General features: G+C 31.2%; 21 protein-coding genes. 12 read left to right on the top strand and 9 right to left on the bottom strand.

Annotated elements, in window-relative coordinates; all coding sequences use genetic code 11:
- Positions 1-9 precede the first annotated feature (9 nt).
- The 5 genes from NNL09_RS05090 to NNL09_RS05070 form a co-directional block, all read right to left on the bottom strand.
- Entirely contained in the window at positions 10-504 is a 495-nt protein-coding gene (locus NNL09_RS05090; protein ID WP_025664303.1) for a DUF2271 domain-containing protein, read from the bottom strand.
- Position 505: 1 nt separating this feature from the next.
- Positions 506-1,999 carry an ankyrin repeat domain-containing protein gene (locus tag NNL09_RS05085; RefSeq protein ID WP_196909333.1) on the bottom strand — a complete coding sequence of 498 codons (1,494 nt, stop codon included), beginning with the start codon at positions 1,997-1,999 and terminating at the stop codon, positions 506-508.
- A gap of 10 nt (positions 2,000-2,009) precedes the next feature.
- On the bottom strand, positions 2,010-4,409 hold the full coding sequence (locus tag NNL09_RS05080) for a TonB-dependent receptor (protein ID WP_231389217.1): 2,400 nt from the start codon (positions 4,407-4,409) through the stop codon (positions 2,010-2,012).
- A 102-nt stretch (positions 4,410-4,511) separates the two neighbouring features.
- On the bottom strand, positions 4,512-5,417 hold the full coding sequence (locus NNL09_RS05075) for a DUF6607 family protein (protein ID WP_196909331.1): 906 nt from the start codon (positions 5,415-5,417) through the stop codon (positions 4,512-4,514).
- A 671-nt stretch (positions 5,418-6,088) separates the two neighbouring features.
- Positions 6,089-6,436, bottom strand: a complete 348-nt coding sequence (locus tag NNL09_RS05070; RefSeq protein WP_025664299.1) for a hypothetical protein — start codon at positions 6,434-6,436, stop codon at positions 6,089-6,091.
- A gap of 278 nt (positions 6,437-6,714) precedes the next feature.
- On the opposite strand from NNL09_RS05070, the gene NNL09_RS05065 reads away from it, so the two are divergent.
- Positions 6,715-8,064 carry a T9SS type A sorting domain-containing protein gene (locus tag NNL09_RS05065; RefSeq protein ID WP_196909330.1) on the top strand — a complete coding sequence of 450 codons (1,350 nt, stop codon included), beginning with the start codon at positions 6,715-6,717 and terminating at the stop codon, positions 8,062-8,064.
- Between the two features lie 106 nt (positions 8,065-8,170).
- Here the strand turns inward: NNL09_RS05065 and NNL09_RS05060 are convergent, their stop codons facing one another.
- A complete protein-coding gene (locus NNL09_RS05060) occupies positions 8,171-10,957 on the bottom strand; it encodes a CHAT domain-containing protein (protein WP_196909329.1) in 2,787 nt (928 codons plus the stop codon).
- A 134-nt stretch (positions 10,958-11,091) separates the two neighbouring features.
- Positions 11,092-12,303, bottom strand: a complete 1,212-nt coding sequence (locus tag NNL09_RS05055; RefSeq protein WP_196909328.1) for a S8 family serine peptidase — start codon at positions 12,301-12,303, stop codon at positions 11,092-11,094.
- 246 nt (positions 12,304-12,549) lie between these two features.
- Here NNL09_RS05055 and NNL09_RS05050 point away from each other — a divergent pair, with 246 nt between their 5' ends.
- The 3 genes from NNL09_RS05050 to NNL09_RS05040 all read left to right on the top strand — a co-directional run bounded on the left by NNL09_RS05050 (position 12,550) and on the right by NNL09_RS05040 (position 15,546).
- Positions 12,550-13,116, top strand: a complete 567-nt coding sequence (locus tag NNL09_RS05050; RefSeq protein ID WP_025664295.1) for an RNA polymerase sigma factor — start codon at positions 12,550-12,552, stop codon at positions 13,114-13,116.
- The gene (locus tag NNL09_RS05045; protein WP_196909327.1) at positions 13,106-13,942 is read left to right on the top strand and encodes a tol-pal system YbgF family protein; all 837 of its coding nucleotides are present in this window, start codon (positions 13,106-13,108) and stop codon (positions 13,940-13,942) included. The genes NNL09_RS05050 and NNL09_RS05045 overlap by 11 nt, the downstream gene beginning before the upstream one ends.
- A gap of 383 nt (positions 13,943-14,325) precedes the next feature.
- The gene (locus NNL09_RS05040) at positions 14,326-15,546 is read left to right on the top strand and encodes a site-specific integrase (RefSeq protein ID WP_196909326.1); all 1,221 of its coding nucleotides are present in this window, start codon (positions 14,326-14,328) and stop codon (positions 15,544-15,546) included.
- A gap of 38 nt (positions 15,547-15,584) precedes the next feature.
- Here NNL09_RS05040 and NNL09_RS05035 read toward each other — a convergent pair whose 3' ends face one another.
- Entirely contained in the window at positions 15,585-15,905 is a 321-nt protein-coding gene (locus NNL09_RS05035) for a hypothetical protein (protein WP_108809132.1), read from the bottom strand.
- Between the two features lie 1,319 nt (positions 15,906-17,224).
- On the opposite strand from NNL09_RS05035, the gene NNL09_RS05030 reads away from it, so the two are divergent.
- Complete coding sequence (locus NNL09_RS05030) at positions 17,225-17,827, top strand: hypothetical protein (protein ID WP_196909325.1); 603 nt, start codon at positions 17,225-17,227, stop codon at positions 17,825-17,827.
- Positions 17,828-17,838: 11 nt separating this feature from the next.
- Positions 17,839-18,114, top strand: coding sequence for a hypothetical protein (locus NNL09_RS05025; protein ID WP_196909324.1), 276 nt, complete (start codon positions 17,839-17,841; stop codon positions 18,112-18,114).
- A gap of 99 nt (positions 18,115-18,213) precedes the next feature.
- On the opposite strand, the gene NNL09_RS05020 is transcribed toward NNL09_RS05025, so the two are convergent.
- Positions 18,214-18,654, bottom strand: coding sequence for a helix-turn-helix transcriptional regulator (locus tag NNL09_RS05020; RefSeq protein ID WP_196909323.1), 441 nt, complete (start codon positions 18,652-18,654; stop codon positions 18,214-18,216).
- A gap of 173 nt (positions 18,655-18,827) precedes the next feature.
- Between NNL09_RS05020 and NNL09_RS05015 the strand changes: the two genes are divergently transcribed.
- The 6 genes from NNL09_RS05015 (at position 18,828) to NNL09_RS04990 (ending at position 25,775) form a co-directional block, all read left to right on the top strand.
- The gene (locus NNL09_RS05015; RefSeq protein ID WP_196909322.1) at positions 18,828-19,097 is read left to right on the top strand and encodes a hypothetical protein; all 270 of its coding nucleotides are present in this window, start codon (positions 18,828-18,830) and stop codon (positions 19,095-19,097) included.
- A gap of 19 nt (positions 19,098-19,116) precedes the next feature.
- Complete coding sequence (locus tag NNL09_RS05010; protein ID WP_196909321.1) at positions 19,117-19,386, top strand: hypothetical protein; 270 nt, start codon at positions 19,117-19,119, stop codon at positions 19,384-19,386.
- 554 nt (positions 19,387-19,940) lie between these two features.
- Positions 19,941-20,177, top strand: a complete 237-nt coding sequence (locus NNL09_RS05005; RefSeq protein ID WP_196909320.1) for a hypothetical protein — start codon at positions 19,941-19,943, stop codon at positions 20,175-20,177.
- A gap of 3 nt (positions 20,178-20,180) precedes the next feature.
- Positions 20,181-20,408: a hypothetical protein gene (locus NNL09_RS05000; protein ID WP_196909319.1), complete on the top strand. Its 228-nt coding sequence runs from the start codon at positions 20,181-20,183 to the stop codon at positions 20,406-20,408.
- Between the two features lie 262 nt (positions 20,409-20,670).
- Positions 20,671-21,027: a hypothetical protein gene (locus NNL09_RS04995; RefSeq protein ID WP_196909318.1), complete on the top strand. Its 357-nt coding sequence runs from the start codon at positions 20,671-20,673 to the stop codon at positions 21,025-21,027.
- A 188-nt stretch (positions 21,028-21,215) separates the two neighbouring features.
- Positions 21,216-25,775, top strand: coding sequence for a PKD domain-containing protein (locus tag NNL09_RS04990; protein ID WP_196909317.1), 4,560 nt, complete (start codon positions 21,216-21,218; stop codon positions 25,773-25,775).
- Positions 25,776-25,778: the final 3 nt, after the last annotated feature.

The following is a 25,778-nucleotide window of genomic DNA, read 5'->3' as shown; positions in this document are numbered from 1 at the left end:
ATCGTATTGTTATTGTGGCATCATACGAATATATCGTATAAATCCTTTTCCTTCAACTTTACTTTTTACAGTTTCAGATGTTAACTCAAACTCTACATCATCTTTATAATACTCTTGATCTTCTACAGCGGATTCAAAACGTATCTTATAGCCAGAGTCTATCTTATCGTTTTCAATTTCAATAATATTGATAGATCGTCCACCGCCACTTACAGTTGCTCCTGTGATCGCATCAATGTCTTGACGTTTTTTTCCATAGAATTTCCACCAATCTGTAATATCATGGTACCATTCTTCATCATCACCTTGTACAAATAGTGTTTTTTCGTAGTTTCCGTTCGGGTCTAATAAAGAAATAACGATATATGCACCTTCTCCCGTATAATTTGTCATTTGTATCATGCATTTATAAGTATTACTATCTGTAGTACTTTTAAACCCAAATACTGTAAAAATGGCAAATGCTATTATCGGAAACAGTTTAAATGTTACTATTTTTTTCATTTTATTTTAAGAAATTTAAATCTACGTTGTTTCCCTTTAATACTTCATTTTCACTTGCCAAATCAAATACAGATTCTTCAAAATCAGTTTTAATGGTCTTATCGGCTCCAATAGATAATAAATATGTTAAGATTTTATTATTCTTAGCACTCATTGCTGCTTTATGTAAGACTGTAATTCCCTCTTTATTCTTAGCATTGATATCGATATTATAATCAGGAATCATTTTTAATAACTCCAGATCGTTTTTCTCTATAGCTAAATGATATAATGTATTTCCGTTTTTTTGAGGCTTGGCAATATCAAATCCTTTTTTAGTCAAAGCGGCTATTTTCTTTTTGAATTGATCAACCTTGTTGGGATTATACGATTTTAGTGTGTAGTATACCAAATTATTTCCTTTAGAATCGATAACATTTACATCGGCTTTTTGACTAATTAAAAAATCAACTACATCTATTGTGTTGTTTTTTATAGCATTGGTTAACGCAGAATGCCCCTCTTTATTAGTGGTATTTACATCATTTGTCTTTTTTACCAATAATTTCACTACCTCTAAGGTATTGCTATGAGATGCATTTAACAAAGGAGTATTACCTTTATCATCCTTTTGATTACTATTTACCCCTTTATCTAAAAAGTAGTTGAATGTGTTTAAGTCTTTATTACCATAAGCGATGTTATGCAGTGGTGTTATTCCATCTTTATTAGTAATGTTCGGGTTAATGCCTAAACCTTCTAAGTACTTGATAAAACTCAATGGATTATAACCGCTACGTGAGCCTATAGTAGCTGCCAAAATAGCGTTATCCCCGTTGGCACTTGGATTTTTATAAGGCAATCCCTTTTTTATTAATAACTCCAACATGGTTTTGTTGCCCTTATAAGCTGTATAGTTAAAAGCTCCGTTTCCATGGTTGTCTATACTATCAAGATTAAGTCCTTTGCCTACAAAATAATCTACAAGTTCAAAATCTTTTAAATGACCAATTAATAGTAATAAAGCATTGGCTCCTTTTTCATCTAAATCACTTTTAACATCAATCCCGTTTTTTATAAACACATCGTAGATTTCTGTATTAGTTTGTCCTGCGACGGCAGCAAAAGTTAATGGTGAAAAATTGTGTGAATCTTTTAAATCTAATCTGGCATTATTATTAATGAGATGTTTTACCAATTCAAGATTTCCTTTATAAGCTGCCCAAAATACATAGGTTCGTTTATCATGGGTTAACTTGTTAACGCCATTCCCTTTTTTAGAAAGCAAGTGTTTTATTATTGCATTATCTGCGTTTTCTAAAATAGCATATACTACAGCATCAAATCCATTTTTGTTTAATACTGTTGCACTATTACCTTCTGTAATTTTCTGGTCTATAACTTTTATTGAAGGATTAGTCTTCCAGAATTCTCTTTCTAAAAAAACATTTTTTGTCTGAGCTTGTATAACATTAACAAACAAAAGAAATGCGGCTAATAATTTTATAGTATTCATTTTTTTAAATTTAAAATTTATATCGCAATACCGTCCCAAAACTAGCAGGTTGAATCCTGTTAAGATATACAGTACGATACGCATTATATCCAATTTCATTAAAAACATTATTTCCGAAAACATCTAAACTTAATTTACTATTAAATTTATATGATGCTTGTACATTTACCGTAGTATATGCTTTTAAGTCAAAAGGCCTAACACCAGGAACGACTCCGGTATGTGTGTAATTTCTAGACCATACATTATGTGGGCGTTCTCCTAAATAGTAAGCTCCAGCACCTAAAGACAGACCTTTTACATATTTTTGGAAGTTATAACGTACCCAAAAATTTGCTGTATGCCTAGGTGTATTTATAGGACTAGAATTAAAATAATATGATACATGATTTTTATATTTGGCATCTAAATAAGAATAACCCCCTATTATTTCTAAATTGGGCAATACTCTACCTATTAATTCTATTTCAACACCACTTCTGGTATCTTCTCCTCCTTGTAAATAATATCCTAAGAAATTACCTGCCGGGTCAATTGCTTGCAAGTTTAAATTTTTGCTGTAGGTCGAAAAATAAGTTACGTTAAAACGTAAAGCTTTGTCTAACCATACCGATTTAATACCTGTTTCAAATTGATCCCAACGTTCTGTGCCTAACTCTTTACCATTAATATCCCGGTAAAAAGAAGTCATAGGATTAGAGCTACTGGCATAGGAACCAAAAATAATAATATTTTCTGTAGGTTTGATATTTAATCCTACTAAAGGATTAAAGGCATCATCTCGTTTTGCTCCAGTCAAACTTCTTCCTATAAAATTACCTTTGGTTCTTTCTAATGAGGTATATCGTAAACCTAAAAAGAGATCTACCCATTTTGTAACAGAAATCTTATCCTGGACAGTAAATCCATATGACTTTGTTTTAGATCCTGTAGCTCTTGCAGGGTTTGGTGTTACCGTAACCCCATCAGGTAAAATATTATTGATAGGTTGGGTGACATCGATAATATCTATATACGTAGGAGGATCGTTATCGGGGTCATTATCATTATCGGGATAGTTAGCCGTATAAGCCGTATTGTCAAAAGTAGTATTTCTATAATCTATCCCTGCCTGAAATGTATGTGTTAAAAAACCTGTTTTAATGTCTTTACCAACCAAATCTATTTGTAAAACACTATTTTTATCACTTCTTCCCTGAGCATAATACTCTCGATATCTTTGTGTATTAAGTAGCTCTGGTAATCCAGATCTTCCGCCTCCCTGAAAAGCATAAGAAGTCTCTGCATACGTTTCTAAATCTGAAGCAAAATATCCAGCTTTTATGCTTAGGTCATCATTTATTTCTCGCTCAAAACGTACTGCATAAGTGGTGTTTACAGAGTTGTTTCTATCTGATTCGAAACCTAAAAATTTATCATTTGGTAATTTTAAAATGTTATTTGTTGCATAATCTCCTAAATTAATAGTTCCTTGATCCGGAGTTCTACTATCATCCATGTAATCCATTTCGAGAACTATAGAGGTCTTTTCATTAGGTTGCCATGCAAGAGAAGGGTTTATATAAAAACGCTCCGAATTCACTTTTACTCTATAACTATCTGCTCTATCATATGAACCTGCTACTCTAAAAGCAATGGTTTCCTTTTTGTCTAAAGGACCATAAAAATCAAATGTGGGGCGTACTTTGCCAAAACTACCAAGTCTTAAATTTATTTCGCCTCCGCTATAAAACTTAGGAGTTTTGGTTACAACATTTATGACTCCTCCTACAGAACCCAAATCACCTCCTAAACCTTGACTAATTGCAGAAATTCCTTTTAGTACCTGAATATTATCGACACCTGCCATATCGGTAATAACACCAACTCCTCTGAAATCTGAATTAATTCTAACTCCATTTTTTAATAAAGGAATACCTCTATATCCTCTTAAAGACATACTTTCTCTTATATTTCCGTATGTGGCAAATGTATACACACCAGCAACATTTTTGGTAACCTCGCTTAGCGTTAAAGCATTTTGCTGATCAATAAGTTTATGTGACAGTATAGAAATACTCTGTAATTGCTCATTGGGCTGTAAAGGTAGCCTGGTGAGTGTTTCTAATTTTTCTGCTCTTTTATTTCTAGAACCAAAAAGTTCAACCTCTTCTAACTGGGTATCATTTTGCAATACAAAAATAAGATTCGAGATATCTCCTGATACATCTTTCTTTTGACTAAGTTCGGTATATCCAACAGCACTGGCTACTATCTCATGAGTGGCAAAAGGAACATTGGTAATCGTAAAAGTACCATCTTCTTGTGCTTGTGCACCTAGACTAGATCCTTTAATAAAAACATTTGCATAAGGAATCGCTTCATTAGATTCACTTTTTACAACACCTTGTATAGTGGCTTGACTATACATTAAATTTAAACTACATAGAAGTAGCAATAGGGGTAATTTTTTTAAGACTGACATGATTATATTATATATTTATTGTGGTTGTGGTTGCGGTCATGATTATTCTTATTGAACTACAAAAGATTCAATGACTTTATTAATATCTTGTTCTTTTGTGTATTCATCAGAAAATAAATGCTTGTATAGTGGTTTATTATCGACTTTAGCTTCTAATACCAAATTGGCATTTCTACTAAAGACCTTTTCCCATTTATTACGAACCAAAGCCCATTTTTGGTTGTTTTCTTTCCACCAGTTTGCCGCAGCTTTACATCGGCTATCGTCTACTTTTACATAAGTATTATAGCCTTTTTCCTTAGCCAAAATAACATCGGCTTTGCCTGCTTCGCGTATTACTTTATCATTATTTTGATCGTGGATCCAACCGTCTTTAGTAATCTCATGTCTGTTTCCTCTAACAGTTACATTATAATCACTTCTTTTAGTGTATTCTCGTCTTGGTAGTGGAGCGTCTGTTCTGTTTTCCCAAAAACTTTTTCCATCTACATGTACCCAGGTTGCAGAACCTTCATAGCGAGGACTATCGTCTACCTGATATACTTTTTGAGTCCATTGCCCTTTTACCTCAGATTCAGGCTTACTTTCATAGTTCCAGGAATTATTACCGTTAAACATATAGAAATCGGTGTTTTCATATATCCAATCTTGTCGCCAATGTTTTACAATATGAGGTTTTGAAGGATCCCCTACTTGTAATAGATGCTGAATAGAAACTTTGTTTTTATCCTCTTCAACCAATTGAGCCCATTCTAACCCTTTGGCAATTTTTGTTTTTGAAGGCTTATAAAGAGAATCATTACTATATTGAAAGGTTTCTGCAAAATTGAAAGTTACTTCGTAGCAACCACACATTTTTTTTATAGCATTTTTATCTTGCTTTTTCTTACCCTGAGCATTTATAGTACATACTGCAACTAATAATAAAAGAGATGTAAGTGTTAATTGTTTCATTTTTGAATATTTTAAAAAATTATTAATCCTTATTTAGATTGAATTAAAATAAGATATATATTTGTTGCAAATTTATTAAGAACGAATCTAAATAGGAATAGATTTTTGTTTTATTTTTCATTTTTTTGCTACAATTTGATATTCACGCAAAAAAATAATCGATAATAGATTTTTTAAAATATACAGGTACGTATCATAAACCTCGTTTTATAGGGTGTTGATAAGAGTATCTAAAGAGGAAATCAGAAATTAGAGTATACTTTATTAAAATTAATAAAGCGTGTTTTTTGTTTTATGACCATAGTGTTAATGTAAACTCTCCATATCCTTTGGTATGGAGAGTTTTTTTGTCCTTAGGGATACAAATAACAGTAAAAACTTAAGCTGTAGCGCTTATGTAGAGGTAATTATCAATAAATCATATTGTCTGAGTTTTAGCTTAATTTTTATGCCATCATTCGCTTACAAACCGTACACTAGTAATTAGTCCGTTTTTCGCCTCATAAATAGATAAGCATAATTATTCATAATCAAAAAAACTATAAAGTGCTGATAATAATATAAGTGAAAGATTTGGGTAAAAAATAAGAAACCTGTAAATCAATTATTTACAGGTTTCTTATTTATTTTATACGGGCAGAGAGACTCAAACTCTCTCACCTAAGATTTTGTTAGTTATTAACTACTTCGCTGTCTGTCATCTTTATATCGATAAGAATTAAACGTTTTTTGTATTGTTTCACTTGTGTATCCTTGCTTACAATTTCTATGTTATCAATTTCATAAGTAATTATAAACTCTTTTCCTGTAAGTTTTTTTGTACTTAAATCATACTTAGAGATCGCTTTTTTACTTACAAAAGTAAATTCGAGCACCTTTCCTGTATCCTTATTAGTAAAATAATACGCTTTATCAGATTGTCCACTATAGGTTACCTGTGCTTCTACGATATCATTATTATTTATAGAGGTAAAACTAGCTGTTAATACTACCGTTAAAATTAAAAGAATCTTTTTCATTTTATAATATGATTTTGTTGTTGTATATATTGAGACACCAAAAGATAAACAAAGTCACTAATAATTCCAACAAAAAACTCTTTAGGGGTATATTATTAGAATATACCTTTCTGTTAGGAATGCAAGCACTAATTTAAGTTGAAAAAAATAACTTTTTTTTCAAAAAACTGGGTAATGAAATCTTCTTTCTCCCCCTTTAGTATAGAAATACTAAAGAGGCGGAAACCGAAAAGCCTTTAAAAGAGTAGGTATTCTTAAAACACATTAAACTTTTAATTATGAAAACCAATAAACTACTTTTTACATTTTTGTTTGCCTGTATTTCCTTTATGGGTATGAGTAAAAACAACGATTCACTAATAAAAATAGAGGCCGAAGACGATATGTTTGCATGCAATCCACCGGCTATATCAGGTATATCAGTGTCAACTATTACTTGTCCGGGAAATCAAAATACATTTAAATTTAATTGGCCTTCTTCTGCATCAAATAAATTTTATAGATATCATTATTTATTGCTTGATAAAAACGGAAGTATCTTACAACAAGGATATATTTCTCAAGCTTCACAATCAAATGTAACTTTCACAGTCAATAGTTCATTACAAGCTGTTAAATTTAAGGTAAGAGTTATTTATACATGTGGCTATACACCTAAATTAGGATATATTAGGAAATCAGGTAATTGGGGAATTTATCGTCATAGATTTGCTCGTAGAACTATCCCAATTACTTCAGTTACATCAATGGGATCTTATTGCTCCCAGAATACAGTAACATTTACGCCAGCACCAAATTCCTCTATAAATGATGAATATCATTGGAAAATTGATTTTGGAGGAGGTTCACCATTACAGACAGGAATGTCTACTAACTCTGTGCCTGCTTTCCCAGTTACAATACCTGGGCCATATTCTGGGGGTCCTGTAAATGTATATGTAACACCAAAGAATGTTTGTGGATATGGAACTACATATCACCAAATATTTACTCCGGCTGCACCAGCTATATATGATTTAAGTAATACTATAATTAATCTTCCATCGAGCTATTGTCCGGGTACATCAAATACATTCGAAGCTACTCCTTTCATCAATGGAGTAGAATATAAATGGACTTTTGCATTCGTATCTTCAAATCCTTCTGCTTCTCCGATAATTTCTCAGGGTTTTGAAATGAATAAATTTAGTCCAAATTTTGGTTCAGGAAACCCTACGGGTACGGGTGCAGTTACTAGTTACCAAATAACATTACAAGTGCGTAGTGGATGTAAACCATGGTCTGCTCCAATCTCTAAAGGTCCGATTCAGGTTTCTTATAGTAACAACTGCAACAACCCTATTGGTAGCATAAGCAGTTTATCGGGAGGGCAGAGTAAATCTCAGGCTGATTTATTTGATATGAATATATACCCTAACCCTAGTAGCTCGGGTGTATTTAATATAAATACTTTAGGCTTAGAGGGAGCTAAAAAAATACAAGTATATGACATATCCGGAAAATATATTATAGAAAAAACTTTAGAAGCAAATCAATCAAAATTGGATTTATCAAGTTATTCAAGAGGGTTGTATTTTGTTAAGATATCAAATGGAGTTGATCAAAAGACACAGAAAATAATATTTTAGAATATGAAATAATATCAATAAAGCCTATCCTTTTTTGGGTAGGCTTTTCTATTAAAAAAATGGATTTTTTACCATAAAACAAAACACTATAAATAACTATACAATATTAAAATTTCCTTCTTAGATATAGTGTGATCAACAACAATACTCCAGAAAGAAGAATATATATCCACAAAGATGTTTGCGAATTAGCAGATAATTGTATTGAATCTATATTGCCCTGGACTATTAGAGGTCCCCAAAAATAGGGAGAAACCTCAGATCCTTGATGAGTTTTTAGGTAGTCAAGTTTAGCATTGCGTAGTGCAGATGATTTAGATATTCCTTTTTTTAAATAGTTATAGAAATTAAGAATAATTTCATTATTAGATTTTTCATTGGTATTCCATAGGGAAGAAACAACACTTTTAGCTCCTGCATGAAAAAACCCCCTAGTAATACTCATAGTTCCTTCTCCGGGTTGTAATGCTCCGATGCCAGTCTTACATGCATCCAGAATGACTAATTCTGCTTGTGTTTTAATAAAATATAATTCATTGAGATATAATTTTTCATCATAAAAAGCGATCCATGGATCTTGATTACCCATAGAACTCGCATGGGTAGATAGATGGATGGTTTTATAAGTAGAGGATTCTTTTATGAAATTACTTTTAGATGCATTTTTTTTTGTTAACATATTTCCTCCAAATAAACGCTGGATTTTTTTCATTTTCTCCTCACTCTTTTTTAAATCAACAAGTTTGTGTTTCTCAAAATGTATAGGAGCAAAACCAATAAGGTTTTGAGTAGGAGATTTATTAATATGTTCAGCGCTTTTAGATAAGGATATAGAGTATAAATAACTAATTTCGAAATCGTTGATAAAGTAGTTGTCTACAGTATTGGTATTGTCATTATTCATGATTAAGATTTCAAATGGAAGGTATTGAAGTGTATGATCCGGAATAATGATTATTTTTTTATTCTTCTTCTTATACAATTTTAAGGTATCTATAAATGGAAACAATTTTTTAAAAATACTAAAGGATAGTGCTTTATATAAATTTTGGTCCTTAATAGAAAATAAAGGTCGCTGTAGAAGTTTACGTAGATCAAGGATTTCTTTTTGTAAAACTCGAACATTAGGAATCGTAAACAGATGGGTGGTATCAGAAGCGATATACATACCATATCCTTCCTCATCAGAAAGAATATATTGAATTATTACAGTATTAGTTTCAGTAACTTTTTGTTGTGTTTCTTTATAAGAAACTAAGTCGATTTTCTTTTTGTAATTATAATAATTAGGGTATTCTTTTTCTAAAGATTTTAGAAACTCTTCGTAATTTCTTTTTTTCTTAAAAACCAATGATTGTCTGTCTTTTTTGGTGAAAGAAACTTCATCAATTATTTTTTGGCTAGCCAGTAATATTTCGTGTTTTAATACGTGTTCTTTTTCTTGTAATACTTCTGGTAGCCCACCTAATTTCTTAGCTTCTTCATGTGTCAAGTTTTCTAATAATGATAGAGATTTACTTTTTTCTATAAAATAAAAAGCATTTTCTGGTTGATTAAGTTGATAGCTAATAGAAGTAGCTAACATATAAAGATCCACTCCTCTTTTACGCCAAAAGAATTTGGATTGTTGCTCATAGCTTGCAGACCGTATAATGTCAATTAATTCATCTGCTCTGAATATTGTTGTTAGGGCATACTCTAAGTATTCTTTGTTTTTAGTTTTAGTATAGAATTGTAACCAGGCTTTAGCTTTATCTGTTAAATCATTGACTAATTCTATTTTGTTATCAGATTGTTGAAGAACTTCTATAGAAGGGAGTTCATAAAAATTGAGTTTGTCATATTCATAACAATTGAAACTTATAGCTTTTTGATAATGGATTAATGCTTGCTCGAAACTTCCTTGGTTCAAGTAATAATCTCCCAGGTTATCAAATGCCGAAGTGTGGTATGGGTTGTATATTAATGAGTTTTGATAATACTTAAATGCAATTTCAGGTTTATTTATACCAATATAAATGTATCCCAGATTATTATATATTTTAGCAATATTTAATGAGTCTTTTTTTTTGGTTTTCAGGCTTAGAGATAAGGCCTTGCCGTAATAACTTATGGCCTTATTGTATTCTTTTAGTTCATCATAAATACTACCATATCGATTATTGATAATGATTTTTGTTTTGATTAATTTTTGATCTGGTAAATGAGAAATTGTTTTTTCAGTTTTTTTTAGATATTCAATAGCTTTATAATAATGTTCAATTTTGTTGGTTCTGGAATATACATTGGAGAAACTCAAGTATACGCTATACAGTTCTCTATTGAGCAATGAGTTATTTTGTTTCATGATGGTATGTTCTGCTTCTTGCAAATAATCTAATAATGTATAATAATCTCCTCTTTCAATAAGCAGTTTAGCTAAATTTATGGCATATGCTCTAATCGTAAATTTATCCTTGAAAGGCTGTTTGATAAGCGTTTTAAAAGTTTTGATAGCATTGGTTTTATCTTCAGAATACCAGTAGTAGTAAGCAAGATTATTATAAGTGTTATTGATTAATTGCGGGAGAGAATCTGTAAATTCTTTTTGGATTTCCAAAGCTTTTTTACCATGTATAATTGCATGTTTGTAATCTTTATTCCTAAAATTGAGTTTGCTATATCTATGATATAGATCACTTAATGTTAAAGAATCTATACTCATTTTTTCTAATTCTAATAATTGATTAATTCTTTCAATCTTAGATAGATACGAATGATTAGATTTTTCTATTTTTTCATAATGTTCTACGACAAGAGCTTTTGAGGTTTGTGCATTTCCGAAATAACACAACATACATATAAAGCTAAAAATGAAATAATCCGTAGGCCGTAAACATAAGTTGTTATTCATGAATAAAATTGTTAAGTAAAAACTAAAAATAGTTAACTTTTAATATAGAATAGAAAAGCTATCCAGGTAATTTTATAAGAATCACTGAAACCGCTACCGAAAGAAATACACAGATAAAGTATGGCCTATAGAAATTATTTAATTACTCTGTCTTTGAAATAGACAGATAATAGATTTTCGTTATTAAGTATATAAGCATTAATTCTTAATTGATCAATAATCTGTTGTGGTGTTCTATAGCCTTGTATGTAATATTTCATAGCTTTTGCTGCTACAAATGGAGCTGCAAAGGAAGTTCCTTCTACAGTATGATTGTAGAAAGACACCTTTTCGCCTTTTGATAAAAAATCTACACTAAGTATACCATAATTAGAGAAGTTAGATTTTTTAAAATGATCATTGTGTTCATGATAACTTCCTATAGATAATACATTATTATGATAAATTGAAGATGGAAAATGATCTAAATTATCATTGTCATTATCACTATTGCCAGCAGAAGTAAGATGTAAGATATTTGTGTTTGCATCAATGAACTTAGAAAGTAGATCACTTGGGTATTGATACCAGCCAAAACTCATATTAATAACAGAGACTTCGGGTTTGCTAACAGCATATAAATAACTACAAAGAATATCAAAGGTGGTTCCTGCGCCATCCTTATCAAACGCTTTTATAGCAAGTATTTGATAATCATTTATATTATTATCTTTTAATTTTTTCATAATAATATCAGCTACAATAGTTCCATGACCATTATCATCAAACATATTGTTATCATGGTTAACAAAATCCCATCCAGAAATCTCGTAATTGGTATTGCATGAAGATCCATAGGATCCATTATTATATAAGAAAGGTTGTGTATTCTGTAGCATGTTCAAGTCAATTCCTGTATCTATGATGGCTATGGTTACCGGGTTTATATCATTAACAGGTCTGATAGAAGAATTTATTAGCCCTACAGGTTGATTTGTTGCGATAAGGTTAGGAGTTATGTTTTCATTATAATAATAAAATTGATAATCGGTACCTTCTACACCACCTTCTTGGGCAATATCATCTTTTCTTCCTTCAGTATAAGAATTTTGATCAAATACCCATTTTTGCACACGTTTATTATTACAGCTACACGCCTTATAGTCAATAACATTATATTTTTGTCTTAAAGCATCTTGATCTGCTTCAGTCGTTGTATCGGTAAATTCAATGATGAGTTCATTTTTTAATTGTTCAGGTATTTTTATAGGATGTATATTTGATTTGTTTTTATCAATAGCATCTTGATTTTTGCTGGCGTCTTCATATAAAAAAGCTCCATTATCATCCTTGCAACTTGTGATCATGAAACATAGTATTATAAGTTTTAAAAATGATTTAGCGCTTTTCATGGTATTGGGTTTTTAATAGTATATATACTATAGTGTGTAAATTAAGAATTTATTACCCAAATTATATGAACTCTATTTAGCAGGTCATTATGAATGTATACCTATTTGAGAGTAAGTAATATAGGATGTGTTAAGGATAAGGTCGGGTGTATATTCTTTAGTTTTTGTAAGTTTAATATTATATTATCAAATATCAATGGGATGAGTAAACGATTTATTAATGCCTTGTTAGAACAAGATAATAAGATCATATCCGAAATATATGAACGATTTTTTCCGAAGACATTGAGATTTGTTAATCAAAATAAAGGAACAATAGATCAGGCCAAAGATATTTTTCAGGAATCATTATTGTACATTATTGTAGGGGTACAACAGAGAAGGCTAAAGATAGACTGTTTTGAAGCATATTTATTTACAATTAGTAAGAATATGTGGCGAAGAGAACTAGAATTACAAAAAAGACAGGTAATGAATCAACAAGTACATACACTAGTAGATAAAGAAATGAACCCTGTAATGTTCATGCTAGAACAAGAACAAATGGAATTATACAGAGAAAAATTTAACACCTTATCTGAAAATTGTAAAGAGATTCTTTCTCTTTTTTTTAATGATATGTCGTACGAAGAAATTATAAAAGAATTAGAGTATGCTAATGTAAATACTGCCAGACAACGTGTTTTTAAGTGTAGAAGCAAACTTCTGGCAATGATTAAATCAGATAAGCGATTTACTAAAGTAATTAAGAGTTATTATGAAGTTTGATAAAGAAATATATGATCAGATTGATGCTTATGTGAAGGGAGCAATGAATGAAGACGAAAAACTTCTATTTGAAAAAAAGATGCAATCTAATGATCTATTAAAAGAAGAAGTTGAACTTAATAAATCGGTTAAAGCATCAATTAATGCTGAAGAATGGGTTTTAATGAATTCTAAGACATTTCTAAAAGAAGACATTTCTAAAATTAGTTCGTATCGTAGAAGTTCTGAATTTATGACGATGAAAAATACAATTCAGGAATCTGCAGATCAATTTTTTGAAAAAAAGTATTCTAAACCGAAAACAAATAACAGAAAGTGGATCTATTATGCAAGTACTATTGCAGCTGTTTTCTTGATTTTTTTAATTATGAAATTTACAGGAAATCAGGACCTCAAAAAACTATATTCGGTTTATAGTGATTGGGACCAACTACCTTCTTTAATCGTTCAGAGCGATACCGATCAAGAGCTGGCAAAAGCGACATTGTTATTTGAAGATCAAAAATATGAAGAAGCAATTTCTGCATTTAATAGAAGTATAGAACAAACTAAAAGACAAGGTAATACCGAAATGAATCCTTATGTTTTTTCTTATCTAGGAATTTCGCATCTCGAATTAGAAAATTATCAAAAAGCATTAGAGTACTTCGACCAGTTGCAGCAAAGCGGAATGGTTGATTATTCTAGAGCATATTGGTATAAGGCATTGTTGTACATTAAAAAATCAGATGTTGTAAAAGCAAAAGAACAGTTAATATTAATTCTCAAAGATGATAAAAACTATAATTATGAGAAGGCAAAAGAGGTTTTGGAAAAGTTATTATAGAAAGTAAATTTTAAAAGAAATAGCTAATTATTTAATTCAACTAAAAATCATGAGATAATATTTGATTGCAATTCCAATTAAGGGTCAAAAAGCAGCAAAAAAATTGTACTCAAATAAAAAAGCTTCTCGATTAAGAGAAGCTTTTTTTGCTGTGCGGGCGGAGAGACTCGAACTCTCACACCTCGCGGCACTAGATCCTAAGTCTATTATTTTTTGATTTCTAATGATTTCTAATGTGTTTAAATGTCATCATAAGTATTGTGTGTAAAAGGTTTATATGATTTTTGAAAATGTTAAAAATCAACGAAAAACACAAAAAGTATGACCTATGTATGACCTTTTGGTTGAGTTTATTCGTTATATTTGGACTCAATATTCATATTATGGCAACAATTAAAGTACTACTACATCCCAAAAGTGATGGCTTGGGAGGTAAGATATTTAGAGTAGCAATTAGAGTAACTAAAGATCGCAAACAGAATTATTTATACTTGACTAACCTAAATAGTATTGATGAGTGGGATGATCAAGCAAGGGTAGTAACAAGTGAAAATCCGAAACATCATCAATTAAATAGACTTATCAGGAAAAAGTTTGATTCAATAGAGGATCTTATATTAGAGTATGAGGCAACTAAAAAATCATTTACAGCTAGACAAATTATTGATGAGATTAAAGGGGTTACTGAAACTGTAACTTTTTTTCAGGTTGCTGATGAACATGTTAAAAATTTAAGAAAGGCTAAAAAGCACAATCGAGCAATTTCAGACAACAGCAAAGTAAACAGCTTTTTGGAATTTACAGGAAATGAAAATTTAACATTCAATGAGATCGATGAGACTTTATTAAACCGTTTTAAGTATCATCTCCAGGCGAAAGAAACTGTTAGTGAAAGGTCAATAATGAATATTTTGATATTGATTCGATTACTTTACAATAGAGCTATTAAAATGGGAGTTGTAGATAGGAAGTATTATCCATTTGGAACCGATAAAATTAGAATAAACCTTCCTGAGACTTTAAAAATTGGATTAGATGAATCTGAAATACGAAGAATTGAAAATCTTGATTTACAAGAAGGAACAACCATAGCACATACTAGAAATGTATTTCTTTTTTCGTTTTATCTTGCTGGAATACGAATAGCAGATGTTTTAAAAATGAAATGGAGTGATATAAAACAAGATAGGCTGTATTATAAAATGGGTAAAAACAATAAAGTGGTTTCGATTAAATTGCCAGAAAAAGTTATTTCTATTTTAGAAATTTATAGGAAAGATCAGAAAAAGGGTAACGACTATATTTTTCCTGAATTGAAAAATGCAAATGCCAAAGATGCAAGAGATATGTATGCAAAAATAAAAACAGCAACTAAAAAGTTTAATAATAATCTTTCTGATATAGCTGAATTGGCCGAGATTGATAAAAAAATAACGAATCATATTGCAAGGCATAGTTTCGGTAATATAGCTGGGGATAAAGTGCCTCTGCAAATGCTGCAAAAGTTATATAGACATGGACATTTAACGACAACTATTGGGTATCAAGGAAATTTTATTCATAAAGATACAGATGATGCCTTAGAAAAGATCTTAAACTTTTAGGCATCATCTATATTGTTCTAATTTCAGAGAATAACAAATTACTTTACTATTCCTTCGATTCTCGAAGAAACTTTATATTCTTCTATTGCTAACACATATCCGCGTTTGTCATTGTCAAGATAAAATGTATACATTTCTTTCCAGGACTTTGGATATTCAGATTTAAGAAATTTTACAATATCTCTATCTAATTCTATGTCAACAAGAAATTTATAAGTAAGCTTTTGTTTCCCTCTGGGGATAACAGGTATCCCTGTTTTTTTGCACCATTTGATAGCGGTACGAATGTCTTTAAATTTTAGTTTTTCACATACTTCTTTTAACTCGATGAGTTTATCATCTTTTTTTAAATTAAGCATTATTCATTAAGTAACCATAAATCCGATTGTAGCGTCGGTCAATACAGCGGTTTATATTTTGCTCGGCTTGTAGCGGCCGTTTGCCTAAATTTTTCTAATTGCTAAGTTACTATATATTTTTAAAGTTAGCATATAAATTTTGTTGAAGGCGGAATGAATAATCAAGATTGATGTCTGTAATATTCTCTATAAATAGAGATATGCTTAATTGAGAGGGAGCACCTATTAAATTTAAAAGACAATAGTTTTTAGAAGCATAAACCAAAGACAAATCGGTTCTTACTTTTATGAATTGTTCGATCATATATACCTATAAGCTAAATAAGGAACCTAAACTTTCATTCTGTTTCAAAGAGCCTATCATTGTAAAAGACCTATAACTAATGACCCTATATTCTGTTGTTCTGAGTTTCTAGAATATATTCGAATTTGTCATTCTCAAATCTATCGTAGAAACCTGTGCTATTGAACATAGTTTCTATGTAGTTAATATTCAGATATAGCTCTTTTTTTTATTTCTTTAAACCTTCATTATATGACCATTAGATTGAAGTAACCAAACACTCTAAAAAGCAAGAAAACCGTACATGCTTTTAGGAAGCTATCACATTATTTGTAGAAGGAGTGATTTTGTAATCGTGATTATACAGGTAAAATTGCTCATCCCAATGTTTACGGGTTCCCGTAAATAGATAGGGTTGTAAATTTTTTTCAAAAATTATGACTTTATAAAAACCTATATGTCAGTGTTGTAATATTGTTTTACTCTCACAAAATCAGTTATTTACGGTAAAACCGTATTTAAAAAAGCTGCCTTCTTTCTTATATTTGATTGTTTTTAAAAGATAAATATTAAAATAAAATTGGATTGATTCTACTATTTCTATAGTACTTCCCCAAATCAGTCTAAAAAAAATAAACTCAATTATCATTTGGTAAAGGATAATCTCCTTATTTAATAGTATTTTAGGGTAACAAACCTTAAAATATTTATCAGATGAAGAATGTTATAATTTTATTCAGCGTGCTATTTTTAATTTTTTTTATGAGTAGCTGTGAAAGACAAACACTAAATGATGAAATCAGCGAAACAGAATTACAACTCACTGACCCAGGAGACGATGGAACCATTGATGAAGACGATCACAGAGAAGGACAATAATAAAATATTACCATTTATAAAAGGGGTGATGGCTTTTATGCTAGTCACCCTTTCTTTATTCCATGTTTTTTTTAACGCTAAATCTAAATTAGTCCCATTAAATAATCAAAAGTACTCAGTAGAAATAAATCGTAGGAATGATTTACAGAATCAATATTTGGAAGATCTAAAAAATAGGAAAATTGATATTGAACAATATTACGTTTTAGCTACTGACCTAGTTAAAACCTCTAAACAAAATGTTGCTAAAATAAATGCAGAGAAACGTCAAATCAATAGAGATCATTCTTTTCGGGGTAGATCTAGTTTTCATTTCTGGATATTTGTTTTTGGGTTAGTGACTGCTCTTTTCTTTTTTAGCTGTAAATCCTTACACGACGATTTCTCCAGGGGTAGTACTTTCAAATTTCATTTTGTTTCACTTACAGGAATATTGGTTTCAGGATTTTGGTTTATTCATCTCATTTTTCTCACTCAAAAAGATTTTACTCAAAACAAATATGTTTTGATTCTTGTTATAGCTGCTTCGTTATTTGCAGCTTTTACATATTTTCTCGTCAAATATTATACGTATAAAGATCAAATTATTTATAGACAGCTTTCTTTTATTGAAAGGGTTAAAAGAATATATTATAAAGACATGATTTTTAAAGCGATGTATGCTGAGGAATCAGGAAAATCATACAAATCTGGTAAGCTAGTAGATGATTGTATAGATGAATTTCATGAAGATTTAAAAAGAGTAACCGATAATATTTAATAGGATAAATGATGTTAAAAAAATTACTCGAGATATTGAAGCCTAGAAAATATACTACATCTGAACAAAGAAAGTTTTTTGATGATAGTCCAAAGGTTATACGAAAGGAAGTTAAAGAAGAAATCAGGAAGGAAATGAAAAACAATTCTAAGTTACATAACAATGAAAGAAAGCAGCGTATTGAATTGGAAGTGTTGGTAGAAATTTTGAAAGAGAACCCTAATTACTATACCGAAAGTGAATTTAATGAGCTATACCATGAAATTATACATGATTTCTCTTTTTGAAAAAATGTTAATACTACACAATCTACTTAAATTAATTTATAAGAGATGATAATCTAGAATCATTAATATTCTTCTTAAACAACAACCACTATAAAAAAATCAACTTCTTTTCGAATACTTCTTTATAGCAATTTCTTTTAGTTCCTCCAAGGCCTTGTTTTTCTTCTCTCTTTCATCATCTGCCATGATTAACTCCATCACCATTCTTACGTAGTCTTTAAAAGTCTCATCTTGGATGAGTTCATCTTTTCTTTCAAGAAGATGTTTGATTAGTTCTATATTATCAAGTTTACTGTAATTTGTAACCTTTCGGTTTTCTGATACATCATCAAGCATTCTACCTTCACCAGTTATCAGCCAGTTGACATTTATTTCAGGAAAAGCACGTAATAGGTTTTGTACAAAGTCAATTTTCGGAACAGATTTATTTATCATGATATTTCTAGTTTGGCCATCCGAATAATCCAGTAAAATACCTAAAGATCTGTAGTTCATGTTTTTGAACTCCATTACTTTCCTTATTCTATCGCCTATTTTCATAATAAATATTGTGTAAATTATAACAAATACGAAATAAATATTGTATATACGAATTTTATTTCGTATTTTTAACACTGTAAAACAATAACTAAGAAACAAATATATGAAAACAGTATTAACAATTTATGATTTGTATGCTATTGAATTAACATGTAAAATTTTTTTTAAAAGATATGGCAATAAGCAGTCGTACTCCTATAAGTGGTTTACTGTCTAAATTATTAAAAGATACACTAACCGCATCACAGATAAGAGCTATAGCAAAAGAACACAATGTTCATTATAATACAATTGTTAATATAAGAGATAGGAGAAAAAAAGATCCAAATAAGCAAATACTTAAAGATATGATACGAATGGCAATTTCTCACCAAAAACAAACTATTGAAAATAGTAAGGTGTTTTTGCAACAATTAGAGAAAGAGTTAGAAAGATTAATGTAACCCCAAATAAGTAAGTATTATGAAAGAGAATATAAAGCGTGTTTTAGAACCAAATCAATTTAAGTTTTTTGAAGAAAGGGTATTTAACTATTTGTTTATAGACCCAAAACTTTTCAAAACTTGTGTAAAGGAGCATAGAGGCTACGCACTTCTTCTTCGCATCTGGATAAAAGAAAAGTTTTATAATGGAAGTACCCCCTTTGAAGTTGCTGAAATCATTAAAAAATCAAAATTACGTATTGAAACGATAAATACAGGTAGTCCTCTATATATGACTGCAGTTTCATAATGAAAAAGTAAGAACTAGCATATTGTAGCAAAGCTAAATTTTGTATGAGCACTATAGGATATCAGATGTAACACTCATATAAGCATGGTACCGTTTCGTATATCAATTACTAAGGGTAGTCATTTTTTTTATGGAACGGCCATGCTTATTTCTCATATCTGTGCAAAATCCTGATATCAAAATGAATACTGAATAACGAATTATAAATGTAAAAGTCAGAAGCCACAAATCAAAAGACCATGAGATAAATGACCAACTAAAAACCAGCTTTTTATAGCTAAAAACCATTTTTTAAATATCCTTTCCCAAACTTGGGGGTACTTACACTTCTATCGTCATAATTTCAAAAAGTACAAAAGGAATATGGGAGTATGTTCACAATTACATAGTACTCCATTTATGATATGTAGCCGTATAGAAAACTATTGCGTTGTGCTACTCCTGTATTCTTATTGAAAACAATAATCAAAAAACAAGAAGTAAACAACCATCAGTGTATGTGTTGCCTACTTAGATAAAAGGAAAAACAGGAGTAATCCAAATCATAATTAAAGTTGAGTTTTTGTAATACCCCATCTTTTGCGGTTGCTCCTGTATCCATTTTTAATGAAGAAAATATGTTACCAGACGATATAAATGATATCCCACCAGACATGCTCAATGGCATTTTAAAAGCATTGCACATTGATGCTGGTGAGTTTATGTACCAACTTTTAAACGATAATCCAAAACAGGTGATGATCTATGCTAAAATATATGCTTTTGTACATGATATCACAAAAACCATTTGACTTATGAAAAAAGCAGTACAACAAACTGTTATACTATTAGCTCTCTCTACTATAGTTGTAATATCTATCTCTTTAATAATAAAGATGTTGCAAGACAAGCTAATACAAGGTAAGGAACCACGCTATGAAACCAGACATAACTATCCTTTGGGAGTTGACCGTGTCGAATATGATAAGATTTGGTACGGTGATGATGAGTATGAAGAAGATGATGAACTCTATTATGAATGACCTCATTATTGATGTTTCCCCAAAACATCATGCCCCGTTTTCCATAATTTACCAATAGTGGACACCTGCTTATAGCTATAGCAATGATTTTTTAAATAAGTAAGCTTCGGGGCTGTACTAAGCACAGCCCAAGTATTTAAATCCCGATTATCGGGAAAAACTTTAGAGTTATGAAATGCGCCATAATAATTAGGTTAATACCAACCAATATGATCAATGGCAAATTCCATCTGACAACTAAAAAACAATAAAAAAAGAACAGATGAATATCATGTTAAAACAAATCGAATTAATACAACGTATTGATCAATTGATCCGTCTTAATGCTACCGGGTCTCCTATGGAACTGGCAGCAAAGCTAAAGATCTCTAAAACCAAACTATACCGTACCCTTTTTATTATGAAACAGCTTAATGCCCCTGTAGAATTTGATACCTCTTCACAGCAGTATTATTATGCAGAATCGGTAGGGTTTAAATGCGGTTTCTTCTCCAATAAACTTCCGGTTAATGAGATGTATACTATGGTAGAAGACATAAACAAAAAAACTTTTAGCTTTTTTTGCCCAGTCCCGAAAAATGAAACTCACATGGTGTATTATTGCACACGGAGTACTTAAATATTAACTATATAATTATCTAACTATGAAAACAAAAAGACTGCAATTTAACTTATGCGGCTCGTGTCACAACAACAATTCTTAATATCAAATCAATGATCATCTATAGTATTTGCCTTTACTGATTTGTACATCATATACGTATCGGTTCTGCTATAAAAATTCAATCATTACAAAAATTACTTTTTATGAAAAAACAAATCATATACCTATTCTTGTTTCTTTCGGGAATAGGATTTGGACAAGAGCTTAATACCTATAGTCCTGTATCTCCAACAGCAGCAAGCTTGGGGAAATTTGGAGCTTTTCCTGTCAACACCAATTTGGGAACAACAAATATTTCTATCCCTTTATATACTATTAAGCAAGGGGATATAGAAATCCCGATTAGCTTAAGTTATAATGCTACTTCTGGAATTAGAGTGAATGAAGAAGCTTCCTGGGTTGGCCTGGGATGGACATTAAATGCTGGCGGGGCTATTGTAAGGAATGTAAAAGGACAACCTGGTACCGGGGATATTCCTGATCTGGGAAATTTAACATTTGATGCTACTTACAATAGATATTTTAGAGATGTAACCCAGGGATTAGCTGATTCAAACCACGATGAATATATTTTTAATTATTCAGGAAATACGGGTAAGTTTATTTATGATCAGAATGCAGGTAAATTTGTATTTATTGATTATAAACCTGTAACTATAAATGCTACGGCTAGTGAAGGAGACTATACGTTTTCGGCAATTACCGAAAACGGAAGTGTTTTAAATTTTGATGCTCATGAAATTACAGATAACTTTCAGGATGACCAATCGGCATATGCGTATAAAAAATTTACAACCTCTTCGTATCTTACCAAAATTTCTTCTGCCAATCAAACAGATATTGTGACTTTAGAATATGACAGTCACACGTTTAATAAAACAAGAGAAATCACAGGAGATCGAGTATCAATGCCACTATCTTCTGGAAATGGAGGACCTTTACCGGGATGGAAACCCTTGCCTCCCAGACCGTCATTACCTAAAAATTATATAGCTCATGAAAAGACATTAAAAAAAATAAATTTTAAAACAGGATACGTACTTTTTGATTATAGTATGGATAGAATTGATAGTGAGTCTTCTAAGCTAAATCACATCAAAATATATACTACTATTAATGGAGTAGACCAGCTTATTAAACAAATTACTTTTAATTATGATTATTATAACAGATCGGGTGGCGGGTACCATTCAGAGTATCAAAGTTTACTAAAACCTCATTATCGAAATTCTCTACGATTAAAAGGAGTAGATGTATACGCTAATACGAATACCCCACAGCAGTATCATTTTGAATATAATACTACGCCATTACCCTTACGTACTTCTTCTGGTCAGGATTTTTGGGGATATGCTAATAATAACACAGGGAGTTATGTACATAAACACGAAACCGATTTTCATTTTATGATCGAAAATCTTAAAAGTATAACCCATAAAGCAGAAGTTGGAACTGGAGATAGAACACCAGATGAAACAAAAATGAAGGCTGGAATATTAAAAAAAGTCATATATCCTACAGGGGGATATACCGAGTTTGCTTATGAGGCTAATAAATATCAGGTACTTGCCAATGTACCCGAATATGGAAGCGATAGGGTTAGTATTTCTTCACAAGGTATGGGATCCAGAGATGGATATACCTGTACTCCCACTGGATTGGCAACAAAAACATTTAGACCCCAACAGGATAATATTGTCGAGGCACAACTCAATATTTCTTTTACCAATGCACAAGACCCCAACAGTAACAATAATCCTATCCTGAACGGTAGTACTTCTTATGTAAAATTTGATGGAAAAACATATCAAAGAAAAGGAGGATGTAGCCCCCAGTATTGCGATACATCATATGCCGTAGATTTAATAAATTTATCTAACAATTTTGAATACACTCTGGAAGCCAGAGAGGATGGTAATGGAGCTTTAGGAGCTTCACCTTGCCCTTCTGTATATGCTAGTGTAAGCTGGAAATACCTAAAAGGACATAGTCAGGAAACAGTTACGCATCTGGTTGGTGGATTACGCATTAAATCCATCACTAATTATGATGGAACTAATCCAAATTTTACTTCTAAAAAAGAATACGCCTATAACAAACCCAATGTTTTAATTCCTGTTAATCAAGAGGATTATAAAACATTGCACAAGGTTAGAAATTTACCTCAAATACTCAATGTTATTACTTCTTATCCAACATACGCTTTAGATATAAATGGAGGGCCTTCTGCCGAGTATACCCAGGTAACAGAGTATAATTATGATCATTCCGGAAAAGATAATGGTAAAATTGTTTATATCTATGAGCCTACTCCAGCAGATAGGATAATGGATAATGGGGTCGTAGGTTCTCAATTTAATTTTTTTAAGCATCCTGACTATTTAGGAAGTTGCCCTGAAGTTACTATACCGTACAACCAATTATATCTTGGGGCAATACAAACCTTTGGTTATGGTAATTTTATCAATTATTATACAAAGAGCTGGGCTAGTGGAAGTCTAAAAAAACAGGAGTTTTATAAACGTAATCATGATAATGGTTATACCAAAATAAAAAGTATTGAAAATGATTACACACTTTTTGATCAAAGAAGTCTTCCTGTTAATTATATTCACTCAACCGATCCATCTGGTTTACAAGTAGGAGGAGGAGCAAGTGGTTTTGGGCCATGTAGTGGAGCTAATTTTGATTTTCTCTATAACCGAGGTTTTTATTCCTTTGGTAAAAAATTAGTAACGACTACCAAAGAAACGACATTCGATACCAATGGTGGTAATCCTATAGTTACAGAACAAACATATAACTATGATCATCCTAATTATTTCCAGACACAAAACATAGTAAAAAGTAGTAAGGGCAATACCTTAAAAACCAAAATATTTTACCCTAATTCCCGTAACAATCTGGTCGATCTAAGTATTGATGATAAAAATGCATATTTTAAATTAGAACAATTGCATAGGATAGCCATTCCTATACAAACCGAAACCTATACCGATAATACGATTTTATCGACTCAGCGTACTTTATACAAACAGGGAACCGTTACGAATTCTTATTTTCCTAAAAGTATACAGGTTGCTAAAGGAGTAATTAATGCTGTCAACTCTTTAACAGATCGTATACAATATCATAAGTATGATAGTTCAGGAAACCCTATAGAGATATCTAAAGCAGATGGAACTCATATCATATACATATGGGGATATCAAGACACCTATCCCATCGCTAAAATTGAGAATGCAACTTATGTAGATATTACTGCTTATATAGCAGATTTGAAAGCAAAATCTAATGCTGATATCGATCATTGTAAAGAAGCTACTTGTAAAGAACAAATTCTTAGAGAAGCGTTACAAAATCTAAAAGATGCTTTACCTAATGCAATGGTGACGACTTATACTTACGACCCTCTAATTGGAGTAACCAGTATTACCGATCCTAAAGGATATACAATGTATTATGATTATGACGGCTTTAATCGATTACAATACATAGCGGATAATGAGGACAAGATAATTGAAAGAACTAACTATAATTACGAGGGTCAATCTCCAGATGATTATGACGCAATTACGTTTAACATAACAAGTTCAGGGGGAGTAACTCCCGGACAACCTGTAACATTTGCTACTGGAAACCTTGGAAGTAATTACTTATATACTTGGTTTGTTAATGGTAATCAAGAACAATGTAATAACTCTTATTCTTTTACCAGAACTTTTGTTGATGAGGGGAGCTATAGTATTATTTTAGTCGCGTATGATACTGTGAAGAAAAGATTATTAAAAAGTAAGCCTACACCTGTTGTTATAAGATATAGAGATTTAAATGCTCCTTCTGTAAGTGCAAATTACACCAATATTCCAAAAGGAACAGCAACTACCTTTACAGCTTCAAATGTTGGAGGAGGAACAGGAAACCTAAGATATGAATGGTATGTAAATAAAGCAAAGCAAGCTAGTACAGCAACTACATTTGTGTATACTCCTAGCACCACAGGAACACACAACGTACACTTTAAAGTTATTGATAATGTAAGCGGAAGAGCTGTAGAAAGTACCGTAAGACAATTATACGCTTACCACCCCTTAACCGCAGCTAATGTAAGTGCTTCTAGATCAGAGATTGTACGTGGAACAACTACGACATTTTTTGCTTCTGGAATAGCAGGAGGAACAGAATCATATTTATTTCAGTGGTTTATAAATGATGTAAAACAACCTAATACCGGAACGACACTTTCTTATAACTTCCCTAATAAAGGAACGTATACTATTAAATTTAGATTAGTAGATAGAGGATTAGAAAGTGGACAATACCAATGGGGAGGAAATACCAGAGTTGTAAAATCTCATGATCCAATGAGTGTTAATATTACTCCCGGTTATGCTTATCTTAATAATACTAATGGAACAAGACGTTTTACTATCAATAGCGTAAGCGGTGGTTCAGGTCAATATACGAGAACGCAATGGAAATTATGGAAAATGACTAGCCCGTCATGGACGCGTAATATAGGGAATGGATCAAGTTTTCTTGCAGGAATGAGTGAGAACGGAGAATATGAATTAAGCGTGAAATTTACCGATTCAAAAACTGGACAAGTTGTAGAGAAAATCATGCCAATTACAGTAAACAAATCTACTGGTGGTGGAGGCGGTGATCCCATCGATTGCCTAGACTGCGGAGATCAACATTAATTA

It is taken from the genome of Aquimarina sp. EL_43, from assembly GCF_943422735.1.
Taxonomy (GTDB): Bacteria; Bacteroidota; Bacteroidia; order Flavobacteriales; family Flavobacteriaceae; genus Aquimarina; species Aquimarina megaterium.
This window is presented reverse-complemented; position numbering and strand designations above follow the sequence as displayed.